Source organism: Alkalihalobacillus pseudalcaliphilus (assembly GCF_028610675.1).
Lineage (GTDB): Bacteria > Bacillota > Bacilli > Bacillales > Bacillaceae_D > Alkalihalobacillus > Alkalihalobacillus pseudalcaliphilus.
The window spans coordinates 301,408-322,555 of sequence record NZ_JAQQWS010000004.1; the positions used below are offsets into that span (position 1 = coordinate 301,408).

At 39.3% G+C, this 21,148-nt stretch carries 22 protein-coding genes; 13 read left to right on the plus strand and 9 right to left on the minus strand.

The window, feature by feature from the left end:
• Positions 1-7: 7 nt before the first annotated feature.
• From PQ479_RS11480 to PQ479_RS11500, 5 genes are all read left to right on the plus strand, one after another.
• On the plus strand, positions 8-1,168 hold the full coding sequence (locus tag PQ479_RS11480; RefSeq protein ID WP_047990457.1) for an acetylornithine transaminase: 1,161 nt from the start codon (positions 8-10) through the stop codon (positions 1,166-1,168).
• Positions 1,169-1,278: 110 nt separating this feature from the next.
• The gene (locus PQ479_RS11485) at positions 1,279-2,361 is read left to right on the plus strand and encodes a carbamoyl phosphate synthase small subunit (protein WP_047990458.1); all 1,083 of its coding nucleotides are present in this window, start codon (positions 1,279-1,281) and stop codon (positions 2,359-2,361) included.
• A complete protein-coding gene (locus tag PQ479_RS11490; protein WP_047990459.1) occupies positions 2,354-5,500 on the plus strand; it encodes a carbamoyl phosphate synthase large subunit in 3,147 nt (1,048 codons plus the stop codon). Before PQ479_RS11485 ends, PQ479_RS11490 begins: the two co-directional genes overlap by 8 nt.
• A gap of 26 nt (positions 5,501-5,526) precedes the next feature.
• The gene (gene argF, locus PQ479_RS11495; RefSeq protein WP_047990460.1) at positions 5,527-6,483 is read left to right on the plus strand and encodes an ornithine carbamoyltransferase; all 957 of its coding nucleotides are present in this window, start codon (positions 5,527-5,529) and stop codon (positions 6,481-6,483) included.
• A 53-nt stretch (positions 6,484-6,536) separates the two neighbouring features.
• Positions 6,537-6,716: a YjzC family protein gene (locus tag PQ479_RS11500; RefSeq protein WP_047990461.1), complete on the plus strand. Its 180-nt coding sequence runs from the start codon at positions 6,537-6,539 to the stop codon at positions 6,714-6,716.
• Here PQ479_RS11500 and PQ479_RS11505 read toward each other — a convergent pair.
• The 4 genes from PQ479_RS11505 to PQ479_RS11520 are packed head-to-tail and all read right to left on the minus strand — an operon-like array spanning position 6,680 to position 7,744.
• Complete coding sequence (locus PQ479_RS11505) at positions 6,680-7,144, minus strand: hypothetical protein (protein ID WP_273716988.1); 465 nt, start codon at positions 7,142-7,144, stop codon at positions 6,680-6,682. The genes PQ479_RS11500 and PQ479_RS11505 overlap by 37 nt on opposite strands.
• Positions 7,102-7,374, minus strand: a complete 273-nt coding sequence (locus PQ479_RS11510) for a hypothetical protein (protein WP_273716989.1) — start codon at positions 7,372-7,374, stop codon at positions 7,102-7,104. The genes PQ479_RS11505 and PQ479_RS11510 overlap by 43 nt, the downstream gene beginning before the upstream one ends.
• Positions 7,356-7,550, minus strand: a complete 195-nt coding sequence (locus tag PQ479_RS11515; protein ID WP_273716990.1) for a hypothetical protein — start codon at positions 7,548-7,550, stop codon at positions 7,356-7,358. Before PQ479_RS11515 ends, PQ479_RS11510 begins: the two co-directional genes overlap by 19 nt.
• An 8-nt stretch (positions 7,551-7,558) precedes the next feature.
• The gene (locus PQ479_RS11520; RefSeq protein ID WP_273716991.1) at positions 7,559-7,744 is read right to left on the minus strand and encodes a hypothetical protein; all 186 of its coding nucleotides are present in this window, start codon (positions 7,742-7,744) and stop codon (positions 7,559-7,561) included.
• A 160-nt stretch (positions 7,745-7,904) separates the two neighbouring features.
• Here PQ479_RS11520 and PQ479_RS11525 point away from each other — a divergent pair, with 160 nt between their 5' ends.
• Both PQ479_RS11525 and PQ479_RS11530 read left to right on the plus strand, forming a co-directional pair.
• Positions 7,905-8,651, plus strand: coding sequence for an alpha/beta hydrolase (locus tag PQ479_RS11525; protein ID WP_047990463.1), 747 nt, complete (start codon positions 7,905-7,907; stop codon positions 8,649-8,651).
• A gap of 68 nt (positions 8,652-8,719) precedes the next feature.
• Positions 8,720-9,622 (plus strand): NAD-dependent epimerase/dehydratase family protein, encoded by a 903-nt coding sequence (locus PQ479_RS11530; protein ID WP_047990464.1) that lies wholly within the window; start codon positions 8,720-8,722, stop codon positions 9,620-9,622.
• Positions 9,623-9,840: 218 nt separating this feature from the next.
• Here the strand turns inward: PQ479_RS11530 and PQ479_RS11535 are convergent, their stop codons facing one another.
• A complete protein-coding gene (locus tag PQ479_RS11535; RefSeq protein ID WP_047990465.1) occupies positions 9,841-11,433 on the minus strand; it encodes a peptide chain release factor 3 in 1,593 nt (530 codons plus the stop codon).
• Positions 11,434-11,623: 190 nt separating this feature from the next.
• Here PQ479_RS11535 and PQ479_RS11540 point away from each other — a divergent pair, with 190 nt between their 5' ends.
• The 3 genes from PQ479_RS11540 to PQ479_RS11550 all read left to right on the plus strand — a co-directional run bounded on the left by PQ479_RS11540 (position 11,624) and on the right by PQ479_RS11550 (position 13,368).
• Complete coding sequence (locus PQ479_RS11540; RefSeq protein WP_273716992.1) at positions 11,624-12,613, plus strand: BMP family ABC transporter substrate-binding protein; 990 nt, start codon at positions 11,624-11,626, stop codon at positions 12,611-12,613.
• Positions 12,614-12,675: 62 nt separating this feature from the next.
• On the plus strand, positions 12,676-13,005 hold the full coding sequence (locus PQ479_RS11545; protein WP_273716993.1) for a hypothetical protein: 330 nt from the start codon (positions 12,676-12,678) through the stop codon (positions 13,003-13,005).
• 72 nt (positions 13,006-13,077) lie between these two features.
• The gene (locus PQ479_RS11550; protein ID WP_047990467.1) at positions 13,078-13,368 is read left to right on the plus strand and encodes a hypothetical protein; all 291 of its coding nucleotides are present in this window, start codon (positions 13,078-13,080) and stop codon (positions 13,366-13,368) included.
• A gap of 93 nt (positions 13,369-13,461) precedes the next feature.
• Here PQ479_RS11550 and PQ479_RS11555 read toward each other — a convergent pair whose 3' ends face one another.
• On the minus strand, positions 13,462-13,716 hold the full coding sequence (locus PQ479_RS11555; RefSeq protein WP_047990468.1) for a hypothetical protein: 255 nt from the start codon (positions 13,714-13,716) through the stop codon (positions 13,462-13,464).
• A gap of 209 nt (positions 13,717-13,925) precedes the next feature.
• On the opposite strand from PQ479_RS11555, the gene PQ479_RS11560 reads away from it, so the two are divergent.
• Together PQ479_RS11560 and fabF are read left to right on the plus strand one after the other, a co-directional pair.
• On the plus strand, positions 13,926-14,864 hold the full coding sequence (locus PQ479_RS11560; protein ID WP_047990469.1) for a beta-ketoacyl-ACP synthase III: 939 nt from the start codon (positions 13,926-13,928) through the stop codon (positions 14,862-14,864).
• Positions 14,865-14,901: 37 nt separating this feature from the next.
• Positions 14,902-16,140 (plus strand): beta-ketoacyl-ACP synthase II, encoded by a 1,239-nt coding sequence (gene fabF / locus PQ479_RS11565; protein WP_047990470.1) that lies wholly within the window; start codon positions 14,902-14,904, stop codon positions 16,138-16,140.
• Between the two features lie 360 nt (positions 16,141-16,500).
• On the opposite strand, the gene PQ479_RS11570 is transcribed toward fabF, so the two are convergent.
• Positions 16,501-19,035 (minus strand): CBS domain-containing protein, encoded by a 2,535-nt coding sequence (locus PQ479_RS11570; protein ID WP_053070522.1) that lies wholly within the window; start codon positions 19,033-19,035, stop codon positions 16,501-16,503.
• Between the two features lie 93 nt (positions 19,036-19,128).
• The gene (locus PQ479_RS11575) at positions 19,129-19,605 is read right to left on the minus strand and encodes a hypothetical protein (protein ID WP_047990471.1); all 477 of its coding nucleotides are present in this window, start codon (positions 19,603-19,605) and stop codon (positions 19,129-19,131) included.
• A 107-nt stretch (positions 19,606-19,712) separates the two neighbouring features.
• Between PQ479_RS11575 and PQ479_RS11580 the strand changes: the two genes are divergently transcribed.
• Positions 19,713-20,207 carry a GNAT family N-acetyltransferase gene (locus tag PQ479_RS11580; RefSeq protein WP_047990472.1) on the plus strand — a complete coding sequence of 165 codons (495 nt, stop codon included), beginning with the start codon at positions 19,713-19,715 and terminating at the stop codon, positions 20,205-20,207.
• A 319-nt stretch (positions 20,208-20,526) separates the two neighbouring features.
• On the opposite strand, the gene PQ479_RS11585 is transcribed toward PQ479_RS11580, so the two are convergent.
• Entirely contained in the window at positions 20,527-21,114 is a 588-nt protein-coding gene (locus PQ479_RS11585) for a cell wall hydrolase (protein WP_047990473.1), read from the minus strand.
• Between the last annotated feature and the right edge of the window lie 34 nt (positions 21,115-21,148).

Below are 21,148 nucleotides of genomic sequence, written 5' to 3' on the forward strand. Positions count from 1 at the left end.
GTCGTAGATGAGTTCATTGTTTTCAACTTATAACAAATGGGAAGTAGAGGTTGCCAAAGGGCAAGGAAGTTATTTAATCGATACAGAAGGAAAAGAGTATTTAGATTTTGTGCAAGGTATAGCGGTTAACAATTTCGGACATTGTCATCCGACGATTACAAAGGCTGTCAAAGACCAGCTTGATCTTTTATGGCATAGTTCAAACTTATTTCAGATTAAGCAACAAGAGGAAGTCGCCAAAATCCTAACGGAACACAGTGTATGTGACCATGTCTTTTTCTGTAATAGTGGAGCAGAGGCAAATGAAGCCGCGATTAAATTAGCTCGTAAGGCAACAGGGAAACATAAAATTATCTCGATGAAAGATTCTTTTCACGGACGAACGTTTGCGACGATGTCTGCAACAGGTCAAGAGAAAATTCACGGTGGATTTGGCCCGCTCTTATCGAGTTTTGATTATAGCCCTTTTAATGATACGGAGACTTTATTAAAAAAGGTGAATGATGACGTAGCGGCGATTATGATTGAAGTTGTTCAAGGTGAAGGTGGCGTAAGGGTATTAGAACCCAGCTTTGCAAAAGCTTTAATTGAGTTGACAAAAGAAAAAGAAATCTTGCTGATCATCGATGAGGTTCAAACTGGAATTGGTCGCACAGGTTCATTTTTTGCTTATGAGCAATTTGGTTTATCCCCAGATATTGTGACATTAGCAAAAGGGTTAGGAAACGGTTTTCCAGTAGGAGCTATGTTAGGCAAAGCCCATTTAAATGATGCTTTTCAAGCAGGTTCACATGGTTCGACGTTTGGAGGTAATCCACTCGCAATGACGGCAGCTAAAGCCGTATTAGAAGAATTACTAGCACAAGATTTTCAGGAAATTAAAGAAAAAGCGACGAAATGGAAACATGTTTTACGTGAAGAATTAATGGACCATTCATTTGTAAATGAGGTTCGGGGCTTAGGTTTTCTAATTGGGATAGCGTGTAGCGGACCTGTCAATGAAGTGATTACGAAAATACGCCGACACGGTTTACTCGTTTTGCCAGCTGGTCTGAATGTCATTCGCTTACTACCACCTATCAATGTAAGTGAACAAGACTTAAATAAAGCCGTGCAAATTATAAAACAATCAATGAATGAATCGAAAAAGGAGATATCGGTTTCTTAATATCTATACATGTTGACCAAAAAAAAGCTGAGGAAAGCTTATTATTTTGGTTCTGAATGAATAAACATACTTGTAAAAGAATAAAGATTCGTTTTGGTGGAGGAGAAGTCATGAAAGGATATATTGTATTAGAAACTGGAGATATTTTTAAAGGAGATATTATTGGAGAGGTAGACGGTGATATTCATGCAGAAATCGTATTCTTTACAGGGATGACTGGATATCAAGAGGTATTAAGTGATCCATCATTTAAAGGGCAAATGGTTGTTTTCACTTATCCGTTAATTGGTAATTACGGCTTGAATGAAGGTGATTTTGAAAGTATAAAACCTCAGGCGGAAGCGTTAATTGTAAGTGAGTTATCACAAGCAGCTTTCCATTATGAAGCCAACCATTCATTAGAATCAGGTTGCCGTTTTGCGAATATGCCATTAATAACCAATGTAGATACGAGAGCGATTGTGAAACGGATTCGCGAACATGGTGATATGAGAGCGATTATGACGACAAATCTAGATAGCGTTGATTTCACTCAAACTAAGCCTCTAGAAGAGAAAGATGTTGTTTCGCAAGTCGTTACCAAAGAGGTGTTAACATTTGGTGAAGGTAAAGAGCATATTGTCTTAATCGATTTCGGGTACAAAAAGTCAATGGTCGATATGTTAGTAAAATTGAATTGTCAAGTAACCGTGATTCCTTACACAAAAATGGAATCGGAAATCGCACAGATTAAGCCAGATGGAATATTGTTATCCAATGGCCCGGGTAACCCTAAGCTATTGACACCTTACTTGGAGACGATTAAAACGCTCGCAGAGACGTACCCAACTTTAGGTATTTGTTTAGGACATCAGTTGCTAGCCCTTGCTTTTGGAGCTGATACAGAGAAGTTGCGCTTTGGTCATAGAGGAGCCAACCAACCTGTTTTGGACGAAGTGACGAATAAGGTGTATATGACTTCACAAAATCACAGTTATGTTGTGAATGAAGAAAGTCTTACTCAAACAGCTCTTAAAGCAAGGTTCTACAATATTAATGATGGTTCCATTGAAGGGTTGGAGCATAAGACATTACCGATTTTATCGATGCAGTTTCATCCGGAGGCTCATCCTGGACCGAGCGATAGTGAGAAAATGTTTGAAACGTTTGTGAGTATGGTGAAGTTAAAAGGGAGAGAGAAGTTGTATGCCTAAACAGATAGAGATAAAAAAAGTGCTTGTGATTGGCTCAGGGCCAATTGTCATTGGGCAGGCTGCTGAATTTGATTATGCAGGGACACAAGCATGCTTGGCGTTAAGAGAAGAAGGAGTCGAGGTTGTATTAATCAATAATAATCCAGCTACGGTGATGACGGATGAAGCTTGTGCGGATGTCGTTTATTTTGAACCACTTACGGTTGAAACGGTTGAAAAAATCATGACAAAAGAAAAACCAGATGGAATCTTAGCAACGTTAGGAGGTCAAACTGGTTTAAATTTAGCTCTTGCCTTACATGATCAAGGAATTCTAGCTAAGCATCAAATTGAATTGCTAGGAACACCGATTGATTCGATCAAAAAAGGGGAAGATCGTGAATTGTTTCGGGCATTAATGAATGAGTTAAATGAACCAGTCCCAGAAAGTGAAATTGTCACGACGGTTGAAGAGGCTTTAGCTTTTGCTGAATTGGTTGGTTACCCTATTATCGTCAGACCTGCTTATACATTAGGTGGTGCAGGTGGTGGAATTGCGGATGATCAAACAGAATTAAGGCAAATTATTAAAGGTGGCTTAGCATTAAGTCCAATACAGCAATGCTTAATTGAAAAAAGTATCGCAGGCTTCAAAGAAATTGAATATGAGGTTATGCGAGATAGTAATGATACATGTATCACTGTATGTAACATGGAAAATATTGATCCAGTAGGTGTACATACGGGTGATTCAATCGTCGTGGCACCTTCACAAACATTAACAGATGTTGAATATCAAATGCTTCGTTCCGTTTCATTAAAAATCATTCGTGCTTTAGGTATCGTTGGCGGATGTAATATTCAATTTGCTTTAGATCCACACAGTAAGCAGTATTATTTAATTGAAGTGAATCCACGTGTTAGTCGGTCTTCGGCATTAGCATCGAAAGCAACAGGTTATCCGATTGCACGAATGGCAGCGAAATTAAGCTTAGGTTATCACTTACATGAACTTTTAAATCCCGTAACTGGCCATACGTATGCGAGCTTTGAGCCTGCCTTAGATTATGTGATTGTTAAGTTCCCACGATGGCCATTTGATAAGTTCATTCATGCTGATCGCAAGCTAGGGACACAGATGAAAGCAACGGGAGAAGTAATGGCGATTGAGCGTAATTTAGAAGCAGGGTTGCAAAAAGCGGTGCGTTCATTAGGAATGAAAACAAAGGGATTAACATTAACAAGTTTAAATGGCTGGAACAATCAAGAGTTATGGCAAGTTGTTCAACAGGCCGATGACCGCCGTTTTTTTGCGATGTTGGAACTTTTACGTCGAGGGATAACGAAAAAAGAACTTCACGAAAAAACAGGTATTAACCATTACTATTTAGCGGCTTATGAACGTCTTGTTGGGATGGAGAAGGAAATAGAAAAGGATTCATTTGATCTTGTTACTGGAGATGCTTTAAAAAGGTATAAAAAATACGGATTCTCAGATGAACAATTAGCAGTTGCTTGGACGGTAGATGAAAGCGATGTTCGCAAAAAGCGTAAAGAGCTGGGGATCATCCCTTCTTACAAGATGGTTGATACGTGTGCAGGAGAGTTTTTAGCTTCAACGGCTTATTTCTACTCCAGTTGGTCAGGTGAAAATGATGCAATTCCAAGTCAACATAAAAAAATATTAATTATAGGTTCTGGACCGATAAAAATAGGTCAAGGTATAGAATTTGATTATAGCTCTGTTCATGGTGCAATTAGTTTGCGAAAGCTTGGTTATGAAGCGATTATTATGAATAATAACCCGGAGACGGTGAGTACCGATTATGCAACAGCCGACCGTTTATATTTTGAACCTTTAACGGTTGAAGATGTTCTATCCGTTGTTGAATTGGAGCAAGTGGAGGGTGTAATTGTTCAATTAGGAGGACAAACGGCCATCTCTCTTGTAGAAGGGTTGGAAAAAGCAGGAGTGAAATTATTTGGAACGAACCAGTTAACGATTGATCGACTTGAGGATCGAGGTTTATTTTATGATTTTATGCAACAAGTGAAAGTCCCTCATATTCCTGGTGAAACCGCTTATGACCATCAAGATGCTTTACAGAAGGCAGAACAGGTTGGTTTTCCAGTTTTAATAAGGCCTTCCTATGTAATTGGCGGTCAAGGAATGATGATTTTTACAGGCGAACATGACATGAATCGATTTTTACAAAATCCGCAAAATGAAGTGGCTTTCCCTCTTTTGATTGATGCGTATTATCCTGGTATTGAATTTGAAGTTGATGCCCTTTCAGATGGAACAGATATTTATATCGCAGGTGTATTTGAACATATTGAGAAAGCTGGTGTCCACTCTGGAGATAGTATCGCCGTGACACCACCTCCTACTTTAACAACCAGTGTGTTAGAACAAGTACAAGATTATACGAGAAAAATTGCTCAAGGCATTGATTTTAAAGGTATTTTTAACATTCAATTTGTTATGTTTGACGGTCAAATTTATGTGATTGAAATTAATCCTCGGGCTTCAAGGACGGTTCCTATTCTGAGTAAGGTATATAATGAGCCTTTCATTCACGATACAGTCCAACTTTTATTAGGAAAATCATTAAAAGAAATTGGAAAAGAGCGTTCCATCGTTGAACCGACAAGTTTTTATACGGTAAAAGCACCGATCTTTTCATACCAAAAGCTTGCAGGGGTTGATCCGATTTTAGAAGCAGAAATGAAATCAACGGGAGAATTGATTAGTATCAGTGATCATCTGAATGAGGCTTTTTATAAGGCGTTTACTTGGACACAAGCACAGGTCCCTGCACTGTATAAGCAAAGTGGTATCATTTATTTGGATATTGATTCTATTTATTCAGAGGAAATGAACAAGTATAAAGAGACCCTATTAAAACATGGATTTAGTTTTGTTGAAGATGATTTTGAGACATGGTTACAAAATGATGAAGCTGTCGCCTTAATATCTTTACCGAAGCCTGGTTTCAAAACAGGAAGTGAAAACCGGAAAGAAGCATTAAAACAACGATTGACGGTCATTACAGAATTGACAACATTGGATGCGATGATAAAAGGGCGAAAGAATGACCGGGAGACATTACGCTCTTTACAGGAATGGTTACAAACCAATAAACAAGTTACCGTATAAAAATAAGAACAAGGAGTGGGAAATTTATGGAGCAGACGATTGAGAAAAGTGAAATTGATTTAAAGGGTTTGGACTTTTTAACGTTATTGGATTATTCACCACAACAAATAAAGCACTTATTAGAAGTTGCGATTGACCTTAAAGCGAAACAAAAGCAAGGTGAACAAACTCCAATGTTGCAAGGGAAATCATTAGGGATGATTTTTGAGAATGCCTCAACTAGAACGCGCGTATCTTTTGAAGTCGGAATGACTCAGCTTGGCGGACATGCCTTATTTTTAAGTCCACGTGACTTACAAATAGGTCGTGGAGAACCTATTAAAGATACGGCCAATGTTTTAGCGAGATATGTGGATGCAATTATGATTCGTACCAATTCTCATGAAACCGTTGAGGAATTTGCCCAATATTCGTCTGTACCGGTCATTAATGCTTTAACAGACCTTTATCATCCTTGTCAAGCGATGGCTGATTTATTAACGGTACTCGAACATAAAGGGAAGTTAGCTGGTTTAAAGCTTGTTTACGTTGGTGATGGTAATAATGTCGCACACTCTTTACTAGCAGCAGGTGCTAAGGTTGGGATGGACGTTGTTGTTAGTACACCAAAAGGATATGAGGTTGATCCGGTTATTTTCGCTAAAGTACAAGACGCAGCAAATGAAACCGGTGCGACAATCTCATTGTGTACAGATCCAAAAGAGGCAGTAAAAGATGCGGATGTCATTTATACCGATGTTTGGGCTAGTATGGGATTTGAAGCTGAACAACACGAAAGGGAGCAAGCTTTAAAAGCTTATCAAGTTAATGAAGAGTTAGTACAGCACGCTAAACAAGACTTTCTTTTCTTACATTGCTTACCAGCACATCGTGGAGAAGAGGTATCTGATACCATTATAGATGGGGGGCATTCTGTCATTTATGATCAGGCTGAAAATCGCCTTCATGCTCAAAAAGCGATCCTAGCTTCACTTATTCGTTAAAAGACTCATGATTTTCTTTTCTTAGGAAAAGCTAAGCAAAAGGAGGGGAAATCATGGGACAAAACCGTCAGTTTGAACCGGGGCAAAAAGCTCCAAACAATGGGATTTATGTAGAGATAGGTGAGACTGGTAGTCCAGTAACAAAGCCTCGCTCAGTCAGATTACACGCAGGTGATAAGTTTCCAGATACAACCAATCACAATCGAAAATGGACACCAAAAAGAAAACCATAACAAGCGATAAAAGCTGTAATGATACGTTGAGAACAACGGATCGTTGCAGCTTTTTTTGGGTATATAAAGAGAAAATCGGGTTCGCGGAGGTGGGGGCGGAAAAAGTCGGAGGAAGCCCCGAAAACGAAGATACGCAACAAAGCGGAAGAAAATGTTGGCGCAATGCGGAGAAAAAATCGAATCTCGGGGTTGCAGGCGAGAAAAGAGGGAGAAAGCCCGAGCAAACGTCGAATCACGGGCTTGCGAGCGGAAAAGCGAGTAGAAAGCCCGAGCAAAAGCGGAATCACGGGGTTGGGGGCGAGAAAAGAGGGAGAAAGCCCGAGCAAAAATCGAATCTCGGGGTTGCAGGCGAGAAAAGAGGAAGAAAGCCCGAGCAAAAGCGGAATCACGGGGTTGCGAGCAGAAAAAAGAGGAGAAAGCCCGAGCAAAAGCGGATCACGGGGTTGCGGGCGGAATAGCGAGTAGAAAGCCCGAGCAAAAGCGGAATCACGGGGTTGCGGGCGAGAAAAGAGGGAGAAACCCCGAGCAAAAATCGAATCTTGGGGTTGCGAGCCAAAAAAGCGGGAGAAAGCCCGAGTAAAAGCGGAATCACGGGGTTGCGAGCCAAAAAAGCGGAAGGAAGCCCGAGCAAAAGCCGAATCACGGGGTTGCGAGCCAAAAAAGCGTAGAAAGCCCGAGCAAACGTCGAATCACAGGGTTGCAGGCGAGAAAAGAGGAAGAAAGCCCGAGCAAACGTCGAATCACGGGGTTGCGGGCGGAAAAGCGAGTAGAAAGCCCGAGCAAAAGCGGAATCACGGGGTTGCGGGCGGAAAAAGCGTGAGAAAGCCCGAGCAAACGTCGAATCACGGGGTTGCGGGCGGAAAAGCGAGCAAAAGCGGAATCACGGGGTTGCGCGCGAAAAAAGCGTGAGAAAGCCCGAGCAAACGTCGAATTTCAGGGTTGCGGGCAGAAAAAGCCTGTGGAGAGCGTGTCCCCATTCCCGGAGCGATTTTCGAAGATGAGCATACCGCCTCTAAGTACACTTTCACACAAAAATCACCTAACATCTTTTCTAATTGCGTACATATACATGAAACACTACAAAATCAATGGAAATCTCAAGATACGGTTTCCACTTTTCGACTTGCTGCATACGGTAATATAAGGATGAAAAAAAGAAGGGCTAAAATTAAAAAAAGAGGCGAGAGTATGACAGTCTACACGCACTATTTTCATATGGAAGAACAAGCGAATGTGGTTTATTTGCCTCAGCGTCCAAATGGCTTTGCAATCATCCTTTTATCGGATAATGATCGGACAGTTGAAAAAAACTCAAGCATTTGGGAGCGGCATCCAGAACGACATTCGTTCCTATTAAGTTTATTAGAAGAAGGCTATACAGTGATTGCTTCACAATTGTTTGGAAAGCATTGGGGAAGTGAGCGTGCTTGTGAATATATGGAACAGCTTCATCATTACTTAGTAAAGAAACAAATCTTAAACGAAAAGTTTCATTTCTTTGCAGAAGGTGCTGGGGCTTTGGTTGTCCTAAAGTTACTGGAAAAGCGACCTCAGCTAATCAGGTCTGCATTCCTTTTGAATCCATGCATTTATTTGGAACGGATTTTTCAAGAAGAAAAACAAAGTAAGCTATTTTTTAAACGGTTTATTCAAGAGCTTTCAGCGGCACATGGAGTCGAGGAAAATGATGTGACGAAAGAGTATTGTCAGGCATTTATTCAATTTGAACATTGGGTTGACTGTGCCCCCATTCATATTTATCACATGATGGCAGACAAGAGATTTAAAGTTGCTTCTCATAGCCGCCCTTTCGAGCAAGAATTTGTGAAAAAGAACTTACCAGTATCATTAAGTTTGTACGGGTTGGGCAAAAGTTTTTCCTCTTTTAAACAACCAGTACGGTCGTTTTTTAAGAAAAATGAAAAAAAGCTCTGAGACCCTCTCTGTGAAATGGTGGCGGAGAGGGTTTGAGTTCTTTTTATTGCTAGTATAGGAGGAGCTTGATGAAAAAAGTTGTCATTACTGGAGGATTAGGGTTTATTGGTTTTCACCTAAGCCAAAGACTTTTGGAAAATGGATACGAGGTGATTGCGATTGATGAGAGACAAGTTGATCGTCAAAAAGAACGGGAAGAAATGCAGATGCGGTTAGGTAGGAATGCTTTATATAAACTTATTGAAGAGAAAATAGAAGAGGTTGATTTGAAGGAAGTAATAAATGATGCAGATGTTGTTTTCCATTTTGCGGCCTTAACCAAACATGATAATAAGTGGCCGAGGCTTCAGGAAGTCATCAGTCGCAATGTTTTATTAACGAAAGAGGTCATCAAAAATATGTCTAAATCGTCACGATTCATTTTTCCTTCTACTGTGCAGGTATATGGGGAAAGACCTGGACTTATTACTGAAAAAACCCCCACTAATCCCACGACCGCATACGGAATAACGAAATTAGCCAGTGAAACATTAATTATGAAATTGGCAAATGAGCTTGATCTTTCCTATCTCATTTTTCGATTGCCAACTATATATGGTCCGTTTCAGCGAACAGATATGACTTATCAGCAATTTTTAAATGGGGTTGAACAACCGAATATGGATCGCTCACAAATGGATGTTGTATATATTGATGATGTTATTGATGCATTCATGTTAAGTGTGACTACATCACATACAAATGAAATTTTCCACATTGCGACGGGAAAATTAGGAGAGTGGCAGCGTGGGGTTGAGTTGTTAGGGCATAAATGGACGGCAAAGAGTGGATTCAAAACAACACTATCCACTGAAAAGGCGAAGCAATTACTAGGGTTTGAAGTTCAAACAAGCTTAGAAGAAGGAATACAAAAACAAGTAGAGCATGAAAAGCAGATGAATCAAAATAACTGGTCAAGTGATTCTGATTAAATAGAGGGTGTGATAAGCTACTGTGAAAGCTTATTACACCCTATTGTTTAACCACTTTCCTACTCAACTATCAGGTGGTGAAAAACATATCCTATCCTTTTTTTTGGACAGGTTTTTTCTTTTGAGCCAAAAGTAATCTCATTATATAGAGATAATCGATGTTTGTATGAGAAACCAAGCCCCTAATCGCAAATTGATTGGGGACTTGTTCGTTCTCATTACTTCTTCTTCACAAACGAATTCTCAAAGAAATCAAGCTCTGGATATTTGTCCATGGCTGTACGCATTTGGAAATCATTTTCAAATAAAACGACGATGCGTCCATCGCGGTCGGTGACGAGGTTTCGTTGCGTATTTTTAAATTTCTCCATCGCTTTTTCTTCGCCGTTTACCCATCGTGCAAAAGAGAACGGTAATCTTTCAAGTTGGATGTCAACATGGTATTCGTTTTTTAGGCGGTGCTCTAATACTTCAAATTGCAGGACACCGACAACTCCAACAATTTGCTTTTCAACATAGCTGTTGTACGTTTTGAAGAGCTGAATGGCACCTTCTTCTGTCAACTGATGTAGACCTTTTTCATAGGATTTATGCTTTAATGCTTCCTTCACCGTTATTGCATTAAAATGTTCAGGAGAGAAATGTGGCATTTCATCAAATTCAAAAGCTGAACCTGTGACAAGTGTATCGCCAATACGTAAATTACCTGGATCAAATAACCCGATAATATCACCTGCATAAGCTTCATCGACTAAACTACGGCTTTGAGCTAAAAATTGTGTAGGTTGAGCTAATTTTAAATTTTTCCCGATGCGGACATGCTTAACTGTCATACCACGTTCGAACTTACCAGACGTGATGCGTAAAAACGCAATACGGTCACGGTGGGCAGGGTTCATATTCGCTTGGATTTTAAAGATAAAGCCAGAAAATCCGTCATGCTCAAATGGATTCACTTCGCCATTTGTACTCATTCTTGGAGTCGGAGCAGGTGCCAACTTTAACATGTGCTCGAGGTAAGTTTGGACACCAAAGCTTGAAATCGCACTGCCGAAAAAGATTGGCGTAAGCTCACCATTCTTCACTTTTTCTAGATCAAACTCATCACCTGCAACATCTAACAGTTCTAGTTCTTCACGGAACTGAGCCACTAAACCCTCATCATTAATCGCTTCATCTAGCTTAGGATCATCGGGACCGCTTAAAGAAATCACATCAATTTCTTTAGGGTTATCAGGGTTATAAAGCTCGAGTTTTTTTTCAACACGATCGTATACTCCTGAGAATGATTGCCCCATTCCAATAGGCCATCCCATTGGATAAGAACGGATGCCAAGTAAATTCTCGAGCTCTTCCATTAATTCAAATGGGTCGCGTCCTTGTCGATCTAATTTGTTCATAAAAGTGAAAATGGGAATACCTCTCATCCGACAAACTTTAAATAACTTTTTCGTTTGAGCTTCGACCCCTTTGGCAGCATCTATTAACATCGTTGCTGAATCAGCAGCGGTTAATGTTCGATAGGTGTCTTCACTGAAATCTTGGTGACCAGGTGTATCTAGAATATTGACATGGTAGCCATCATATGAAAATTCGAGCACGGAGCTAGTAACGGAAATTCCACGCTGCTTTTCAATTTCCATCCAATCACTCATCGCATGTTTACTATTTTTTCTTCCTTTTACCGTACCCGCTTCACGAATCGCTCCACCAAATAAAAGTAATTTTTCCGTTAATGTCGTTTTACCGGCATCTGGGTGGGAGATAATCGCAAAGGTTCTACGTGATTCTATTTCCTTTTTTAATGTCATAATGATCCTCATTTCTTGAAATGCTACGATACATTATACCAATCTTTTGAACAGGAAGCACGAAAAGCTTTTGTTTACATTTCCGTTACAAATGTCGAAAAATTGCAAGATAGAAAGGAAAAAAGCATAAATTGAACGAAAAGTAGACGGAGTAATTGTTTATGGCTGTATAAGAGAGGATGGGTTTGATATGTTACATAAGTTGTATCGTAAAAAAGGCATTCTTTTGATTATATTAATATTGATGATCTTGTACTTATTTTTATCAACAATCACGTCTATTAGTACGGCAGATAGCCAAAATATTGGATTATTATTAGAAGATACGATTGACGACCATGGTTGGAATCGACAAGGTTACGAAGGGTTGCTTTCGGTTCATAATCAGTTTAATGTTGATGTTTTCTATAAAGAGGAAATAAAAACAAAAGCTGAGATTCATCAAGCGGTTAAGCAATTAGTAGACGAGCACGTTTCATTAATTTTTGGACATGGGAAAAGCTTTAGTGAGGTTTTTTCTGAGTTGCCAAATGATTATCCACAAGTACACTTTGTGGTGATTAATGGGGATGTAACGGGTGAGCGTGTATCAAGCTATGCGTTTGATGGGTATGCAATGGGTTATTTTGCAGGTGTTTTATCAGCGATTATGAGTAAAAATGAACAAGTAGGAATTATAGCAGCATTTCCTTGGCAACCGGAGGTCAATGGATTTATTGCTGGTGTCGCGTCTCAAAATGAACAGATAGACGTTTCGGTGGAATATGTAATGAGTTGGCATGATCTTGAGACCGCAAAAGAATTTTATGAAGCTATGAAAAAAGAATCGGTCGATATTCTTTATCCGATCGGTGATGGATTCCATGTTGAATTAATTGAATTAAGCAAAAGAGATGGTCTCTATGTCATAGGCTATGTTTCAGACCAAACGGATTTAGGTGAAAGCTCTGTACTTTCAAGCACCGTTCAACATGTTGATCAAGTTTATGTTGATGTCGTTGATGCTTTCTTAAAAGGGAAGTTAGTGTCAGGGCGTTTTTCATTAGATTTTCAAGATGGTGTGATTAGTATGGGTGATTATAGTTCTCAGGTTCCTGAGGAGGTTGTATTATTTATCGAGGAAATGGTTCAATACTATATTCAGACAGGTGAGTTTAAACAGGTGTCTTACTTGCCTTGATTAATAAAACATAGTAGTTTAGAGGTGGAAATCGATTAATTTTGTTTTAAAGGATGATGGAATTGGAACAGAAAAAAGAACATTTACTTGCGTTTGCCAAGAGAATGACAGAGGGCATTGAGTACATTAAGAATAAAGATGATCATAAGGGACTTGAAATGTTACAACCTTTTATAGATTTAATGAAGGAAAGTGATACGGCTCAGGTTCGAATGTTTGCTTATTATGCGATTGCTCAATTTAGGACAGGCCATATCGAAGGGTTTATGGAGACTTTCTCTTACTTAAAAGAGATGCCAGTGAAAAACGAAGAAGAGCAAAAAATTAAGGATCAAGTGGAGCAGATGTTCCATTTGATCATGAATGAATTAAAAAAGGAAGAAAGCGAATAAGGACTAGACAAGCGCAAAAAAGGGCTAAGGGACATAACATAACAAGAGACACATAACGAAGGAGAGTTTTTGATGTCCAATTACCCTTATCAGTACTATCATTATCCACATGCCCGCGGGCAGCGTCACCCACACAATCGAGATGAACGATTCTTTCCTCTACTTCCGTTTGTCGCGGGTTTAGCGGTTGGCCCTTTACTTTTTAATAGTTTTGGTAACAATACGTTTTATCCGGCTCCGAATTATGGTCCTCAATTTGGTCCCAATTACGGCCCTAATTACGGCCCGGGATTTGGTCCTCAATTTGGTCCGCAATTCGGACCGCAGATGGGTCCAGGATATCCATTTCCTATGTATAGATAAGTGAATAACTAAAGAAAAGTCGCCGTGTTTTACACGGCGACTTTTCTTTAAGTGTTAAAGTGGGTACTTAGAAACCTTGTCAAACATAGCTTTTTACATATCTTTTTTACTCTCTATCTCTTTCTTTTTGTTTGAATCATCTGTTCCTTTGTCACTAATTAAAGCTTGGGCTATGATTAATAGTGGTGCTAGCTTTTCAATGGCAGGGCTAATTTTATCAATTAAATGAATACATTGTTCGATGGAGTCAGTAAATGAGCTTTTTTTCGGTTGCGGTTCGGGTGGACGCCCAAACATTAAATCTGTAAAAATATCTCTTTGCACTGGATCATTTGATTTTCTAGACATTTTATCCCTCCTCTTTAAAATGCCTATAAGGTAGATTACTCCTATAGTCTATGGGCAAATTACCATGTCTGTGAGCAAGAAAACGCCCAATTGCAAATGGTGATCATCTTAATTACAGCCTAGACAGGTTTTGAATTTTGATGTAGTATTAGTATCAGGTACTAATATTGTGAAGAAAGAACGTTTTATTGGGGAAGGGGAACATGTAAATGCCAAAAGCTGGAGTTTGGGGCATCGGAAGCTATGTGCCAGAGCAAGTTGTGACAAATACCGATTTTGAAAAAACATTAGATACAACAGATGAATGGATTCGTACTAGAACAGGTATCGAGGAGCGGAGATTTGCAGGTGATGATGTGAAAACATCGGATATGGCTTTTTCAGCAGCGAAGGAAGCTCTTACAATGGCGGAAGTAGCGGCGGAAGATATTGATATGATTATCGTTGCGACCGTTACTCCAGACATGCCTTTTCCATCTACATCTACATTAATTCAGGAAAGACTCGGGGCAACAAATGCAGCGGCAATGGATGTCAGTGCTGCCTGTGCCGGTTTTATGTACGGAATGATTACAGGTCAACAGTTTATTGAAACAGGTGCTTATCAACATATTTTAGTAGTCGGGGTCGAGAAACTTTCTACCGTTACAAACATGAATGATCGAAATACGGCTGTGTTATTTGGTGATGGGGCAGGTGCGGTTGTTTTAGGTCCCGTTTCAGAAGATAAAGGTATTTTAGCCTTTGAATTAGGTGCAGATGGACGTGGAGCCATGCATATTAAATTAGAGGAAGACTATTTAGAAATGAATGGACGTGAAGTCTTTAAGTTTGCTGTGAGACAAATGGGTGAATCGTGCTTACATGTCATTGAAAAAGCGGGTCTTACGAAAGAGGATGTTGATTTCCTTGTTCCCCATCAAGCAAATATAAGAATTATGGAAGCTTCGAGAGAGAGATTAGGCTTACCGGTTGAAAAAATGGCCAAATCTGTTCAGAAGTACGGGAATACCTCTTCAGCATCTATCCCTATGGCTTTAGTTGATGAGCTGAAAAATGGTAAAGTAAAAGATGGCGATGTTATTGTTTTAGTTGGATTTGGTAGTGGTTTAGTATGGGGTGCAGTAGCCTTAGTTTGGGGTAAATAAAGTTAAGAACGAAGAACGAAGTAAAGGAGCGAGTTTTGTGGAGAAAAGGCGTGTAGTGGTTACAGGTTTAGGTGCTGTAACACCATTAGGGAATGATGTAGAGACAACATGGAGCCAAGCGGTTGCGGGTGTATCTGGAATCGGTGCTCTTACGAGGGTTCCTGCTGAGAACTTTCCTATAAGTGTTTCAGGTGAAGTAAAGGATTTTGAGCCAACGGATTTTGTTGATCGCAAAGATGCGAGGAAAATGGATCGCTTTACACAATTTGCGGTAGCTTCTTCATTAATGGCCGTCAAAGATGCTGATTTAAAGATTACGGAAGAAAATGCTGAGCGTGTTGGAGTTTGGATTGGCTCTGGAATTGGTGGAATGGAAACATATGAACAGCAATTTCATAATTTTATTGAAAAAGGATACCGCCGAGTGAGCCCGTTTTTTGTTCCGATGATGATTCCGGATATGGCATCTGGCCAAGTATCGATTACTTTGGGTGCAAAAGGAGTGAACTCTTGTTCAGTTACCGCCTGTGCATCTGGAACAAATTCAATTGGTGATGCCTTTAAGGTCATTCAACGGGGCGATGCGGACGTGATGATTACAGGAGGTACTGAGGCGCCGATTACTAATATGGCTGTAGCTGGTTTCTGTGCAGCTAAAGCAGTCTCAACGAATTCGGATCCGAAAACAGCCTCACGTCCTTTCGATAAAAATCGAGATGGGTTTGTGATGGGTGAAGGTGCGGGAATCCTTGTTCTAGAAAGCTTAGAAAGTGCCGAAAAACGAGGTGCTAAAATCTATGCAGAAATTATCGGTTATGGTTCTACCGGTGATGCTTACCATTTAACGCAACCAGCAGCAGAAGGAGAAGGCGCAGCAAGGGCGATGAAAATGGCGATAGATGATGCTGGACTAAACCCGAGTGATGTTGATTATTTAAACGCACATGGTACTAGCACATTTTACAATGATCGTTATGAAACGCTTGCGGCCAAATCGGTATTCGGTGAACATGCATACAAATTAGCGATAAGTTCAACGAAATCGATGACAGGTCATTTATTAGGTGCCGCTGGTGGTGTCGAGGCAATCTTTACTATAAAAGCCATCAAAGAAGGATTAATCCCTCCTACGATTAACTATGAAACACCTGATGAAGACTGTGACCTTGATTATGTACCAAATGAAGCAAGAAAATCGAATGTAAAAGTGGCCATGAGTAATAGCTTAGGTTTTGGTGGACACAACGCAACGATAGTATTCAAAGCTTTCGACTAATGAAATGAGTGCCGTCTGTTAGGCAAGCCTGCATAAATCATAGAGCTAAATGCTAATACCCTGAAAGTTAGCTTCTCAACTAACACTCAGGGTGTTTTTTTGTAGAGGAGAGGGTGTTTGATGAAAAGAGATGGAAAGTAACAACACTCTGAAGTAAAAAGGAACAGGAGTGTTGTAGGAAGAGGTAAGAAATAACAATGCAAGCTGAGATAAGTAGCCAAAACAAAACCACTCCTTCACTAACATAGGTAAACGAGTGGTTTGCACTTTATTTGGTGGGTTTTCATTAATCAGTGGTTTAGGGGAATCTCTCAGTTTTCCATAAGACCCCCGCTTTTTTGAATAACTAATGAGGCTCATTCATTTAATTTGATAATGCTTTTGCAGCCATTTAATCGCTTCTGCTTTTGTCGTAACAGTTTGAGCAAGTTGCTGTAATTCCAATTCAAGCAACATTTCGCTAAAGAGGGGACTAGGATTAAACCCGAGCTCAAGTAAATCAGCACCTTTTAGTAAAACAGATAAATGACTTCGTTTTTGGATGTACTCTTTAAATAATGGCTTTTGACTGGCCATGGCAAAAAATTGCATCGTCTTTATTGGAATAAAGCGAGCAAATAAGTGAAGATTAACAACGGAGTCCACGTCTGTTTCACTTTCTTTTAATACCTTTAAATCTTGAATGAACTTTTTTTCCTCTTGACTAAATGCAAATTGTTCTAATTGAGAGAATACATCTTCATTGAAAAAGTAGAGGGCGGTTAGTAAAAGTAAAACATCTCTTTCCTCTTTATGCTCAAGGTGCTTTAATAAGGACCAGCCCTCTTGAGTTGGATTTACTCCGAAGATATTGAACCACACATTCATTTCTTCTAGATGAGTAAGCATAGATAACCAATTTTGCTCTTTTGTCATTAAAGTAAGTTCATTTTTTATCCTTGACTTGCTTAATTTCGTTAATGAAAATTGTGCATTTTGAGCAAGCTCTAATGTTTGTTTGGCGAGCTTATACTGAAAACGATGAGCAAAGCGAACAGCTCTGAAAATGCGTGTAGGATCTTCGATAAAACTTAAGGTGTGTAAAACACGTACTTTGCCTTTAGCTAAATCTTGACGTCCTTGAAAGAAATCAAGGACTTTACCGAAGTCATACTCGTTCAGTTTTATTGCCATCGCATTAATCGTAAAGTCTCGTCTAGCTAAATCCTCACGTATATGTGAGTACGTAACGGTAGGTAGGGAAGCTGGTTCATGATAATATTCTGTTCGACTTGAGACAAAGTCAATCTTATGCCCGTTTGTTAATGTTAAAGTGGCTGTTCCAAAAGATGGATAGCTTTGGATTTCACCATTCATGAGCGTAGCAATATGTTCGCTAAATGTGATAGCATCGCCTTCAATAACAATATCAATATCTTCATTAGCTCTCTCTAACAGTAAGTCTCGAACAATACCACCTATTAAGTAAGCATGAATGTGACGATGATCCGCTTCTTTAGCAATAATCTGTAAAAAATCGTAGACTTCATCTGGTAAAGCCTTCTGAAGGTAACTGGTCATATTATCGATATGTTCAATTTCCGCCTTTTTCTGTAACTGTTCACGGTACGTATGGTTATAAAGGACCTCAATCACATCTGAACGTGAAACAATACCAACTAGCTTTCCGTTTGAAACAACAGGTAATCGGCCAATATTATTTTGCATCATTAAATCTTGGATTATTGTTAAAGGATAGTCTTCTTCAATCGTGACTAATGATGTTGTCATATAAGCTTTGACAGGAGCATGGCCTAACTGGTGACGCAGTGCTTTATCAGCATCCCGTCTTGAAATTACCCCTACTAATTTTTCTTGGTCATTTAAAACGGGTAAGCCACTGTGACCAAATTTTTGCATTTCTTGTCCTGCAAAGTCAATGGTTTTCGTTTCTAAGATAGATTTGACAGGAGAAGACATCATTTGTTTTGCCGTAATAGAAGGTTTCAACATAGCGGATAATTCATTCTCCAATATGGTGGTAGCTTGTTGGAGGTCCGTATTTTTCAAGGTGGCAGAAGCCGCTTTTTCATGCCCATTTCCACCTAAAGGAATCATCACGGAACGGATATCCACTTGTTCGCTATCTGAGCGACCGACTACATAAACGTGTTTGCCCATTTTGACAACGGAGAATACTGCGTCCACCTCAATCGTATCAAGAATTTTACGCGTTAAAAAAGAAAGGTTATTCGTATAATCTTGTTGTTCGTGTGTAGCAATAAAATAACTAATCCCATCTATTTCTTCTTTATGACTACTATGTAAAAGGGTTTCAAACAATTCTTGCTCCATATCAGTAAACGATTGTGAGACGAATTGATTGATAATGGATAAGTCAAGACCATGATGAAATAAATAAGCGGCCGCCTCAAGGTCACGTCCAGTCGTTAAATCATATGTAAAGGCACCTGTATCAGAATATAAACCAAGACCAAATATCGTCGCTTCAAATGCAGAGATCGGGATGTTTTGTTCAATTATTTTTTCGAGCAAAATGGTAACGGTAGCTCCAATTTGAGTAATCGTATCCTGCTGGACAGGATACGGAAATGGCGTTGGTGGATGGTGATCATACAAGATAAAGGATACGTTATCACTAAGTTTTTTTGTTGGTATTTCTGTTCGTTTGATATTTGTTGTGTCCACTAAAATAATGGTTGTAACAAGGGACCAGTCGAATTCCCTTGGCGAATATAGTTGAAAAGAATCTCGGTGTAGGCCTAAGAATTGTTTGAGCTCTGGCTTTTGCTTTTCTGGTAAGACCATATTAGCTGATGGATAAAGCTTTTGGACGGCTAGCATAGAAGCGAAGCCGTCAAAGTCTAGCTGTGTATGTGAATGAATAATAATCAAGGTTATTCCCCCAAGTACAAGCATAGGGTTCTATACTTTTTCTACTATTGTATTATATAGATGGAAATTTAACAAAATCATTGTAGGCCGTTCTTACATGGTTGCTTCAAAATAAAGACCTTTACATTCATGAGCAGAAATGGATGATACATAGCTTTCATAAGGTTCAATGTCATTTTGAATGAGGTTTTGGAGTAGAGAGGAGCTTTCATGAATAAAAGATTGACTGACAGACTTGCCTTCTTTTTGTTGTTCTTGTTGGAATAATTGAAGAAACCTTGGATAGAATTGAGTACCTTTAATATGATCATAGTGTTGAAGATGTTGAGTAATTTGCTTATACTTTTCTTTAACGTGGGGAACTAGTTTGAGTGAATGCTGTGTATTTGAATAGCGATAATAATGGTCGTAAGCGATGAGTTTATTCTCAGATTGGGGTTTTGCATCATTTCTAGTTCTTTGTATTTGACTTAAGCCTTGTACAGCTTGAACGGATGAATCTTTATCGTATAATTGTACATACATTTCATGGATTCGATTTGCTTTTAATGAGCGGTCAATTCGTGACATGGCTATCACCTCATATTAGTAGTATATTTTTTATATTCCTTTTTTTAAAAATATGAAACAAGTTTGTGATGTAGCATCAAGAATGACAAAAGGAAGGGTTTTTATTTGTGAATATCAGACAAGTATTAAAAAGCGACCAAGTTACTTATCAACAAATTCGTTTAGAAGCATTGGAGAAAGAGCCCTATTTGTTTGCTGATTCCTTTGAGCAATTACGTGATCGGGACCTTTCTTTTTATGAACAAGAATTAGAAAATAGATCTCAACCTGTGTTTGGTGCATTTGTAGATGAACAATTAGTAGGAATCATCTCACTACGTTTTTATCCGATTGAAAAGATGGCGCACAAAGCCATGATCGGAAGGTTTTATGTGAAAGAAAAGGTTAGAGGGCAATCAATTGGAAAGGCTCTATTTGAAGTAGTGATGGAGAAGGCTAAAGGTGAAGGGATAGAACAAATCCAGCTTGTGGTAGCAGCCACAAATGAACAGGCCATTAAAGTTTATGAAAAGCAAGGATTTCAAAGGTACGCCTATGAAGTAAATGCTTTAAAAGTCGGCGACGTCTACGTAGATGAAATGTATTATGTGAAAAAAATCTAAAATTCTAGTCGAGTGATTTAGTAGCAATAGATGAATGGACACGATACGGCAAGAAAATAGCGAGCTAAGTCCTAACCGGAATTGCGATTAGATCAGCGCCACCAAGTAGTGGCGCCTTCTTAAACATCTGGCCCGTTTACAACTCCATCACCATGAGGAGTCGCACGCACAAAAAGGGAGCCGTGTCCTGTTAAGTCATATATCGCAAGATAGATGACCAGCTAACTTCAAGGCACAAACTATCGCTCCTAAGTACACTTTCATACAAAAAGCCGCTGATATGAAAATATCAGCGGCTTTTACATGTGTAGAATATCATTTATTTAGAAAACACGTGGTTACCAATTGTAACCGTTTCTGTACGTGTTGCATTCCAATGATTTGTAGCGATAGCTGGGTTATAGAAGAAGATAGAGCCTTGTCCTTGACCGTTAAAGGCTAAAGCCTCGCGTACAGCACGGATTGATTCTTCATCTGCTGCTTGATTAATCTCACCATTCATGTATGGCGTAAACGCATAATGCCCACTTGGTGTTACTTCTTGAATAACTTCAGTAATCGTATTAGGAAAATCTTTATGGTCTACTCTATTTAAAACAACTGTAGCAACCGCTACTTTTCCTGCATAAGGTTCACCAACGGCTTCAGCTCGAACAAGTCTTGCAAGAAGATCCATTTCTTCGACAGAGATAGATTCTGGAATCGAAAGCGTCTCACCAACCATAATCATGTTCCCAGATTTAGTATTTGCTTCTTTTAAAGCATGTACAGAAACGCCATATTCCTGTCCAATCAAATATAAACTGTCTCCTCGTTTAACCTCATGTGTTGTTGCAGCCTTGGCATCATTTGTAAATAAGAAAGCAAATGAAAAAGCGGCTGTTAATGTAATAAGCATTTTTTTCATGCTATGATTCCTCCTTTTAATAATAGAAAGGTTA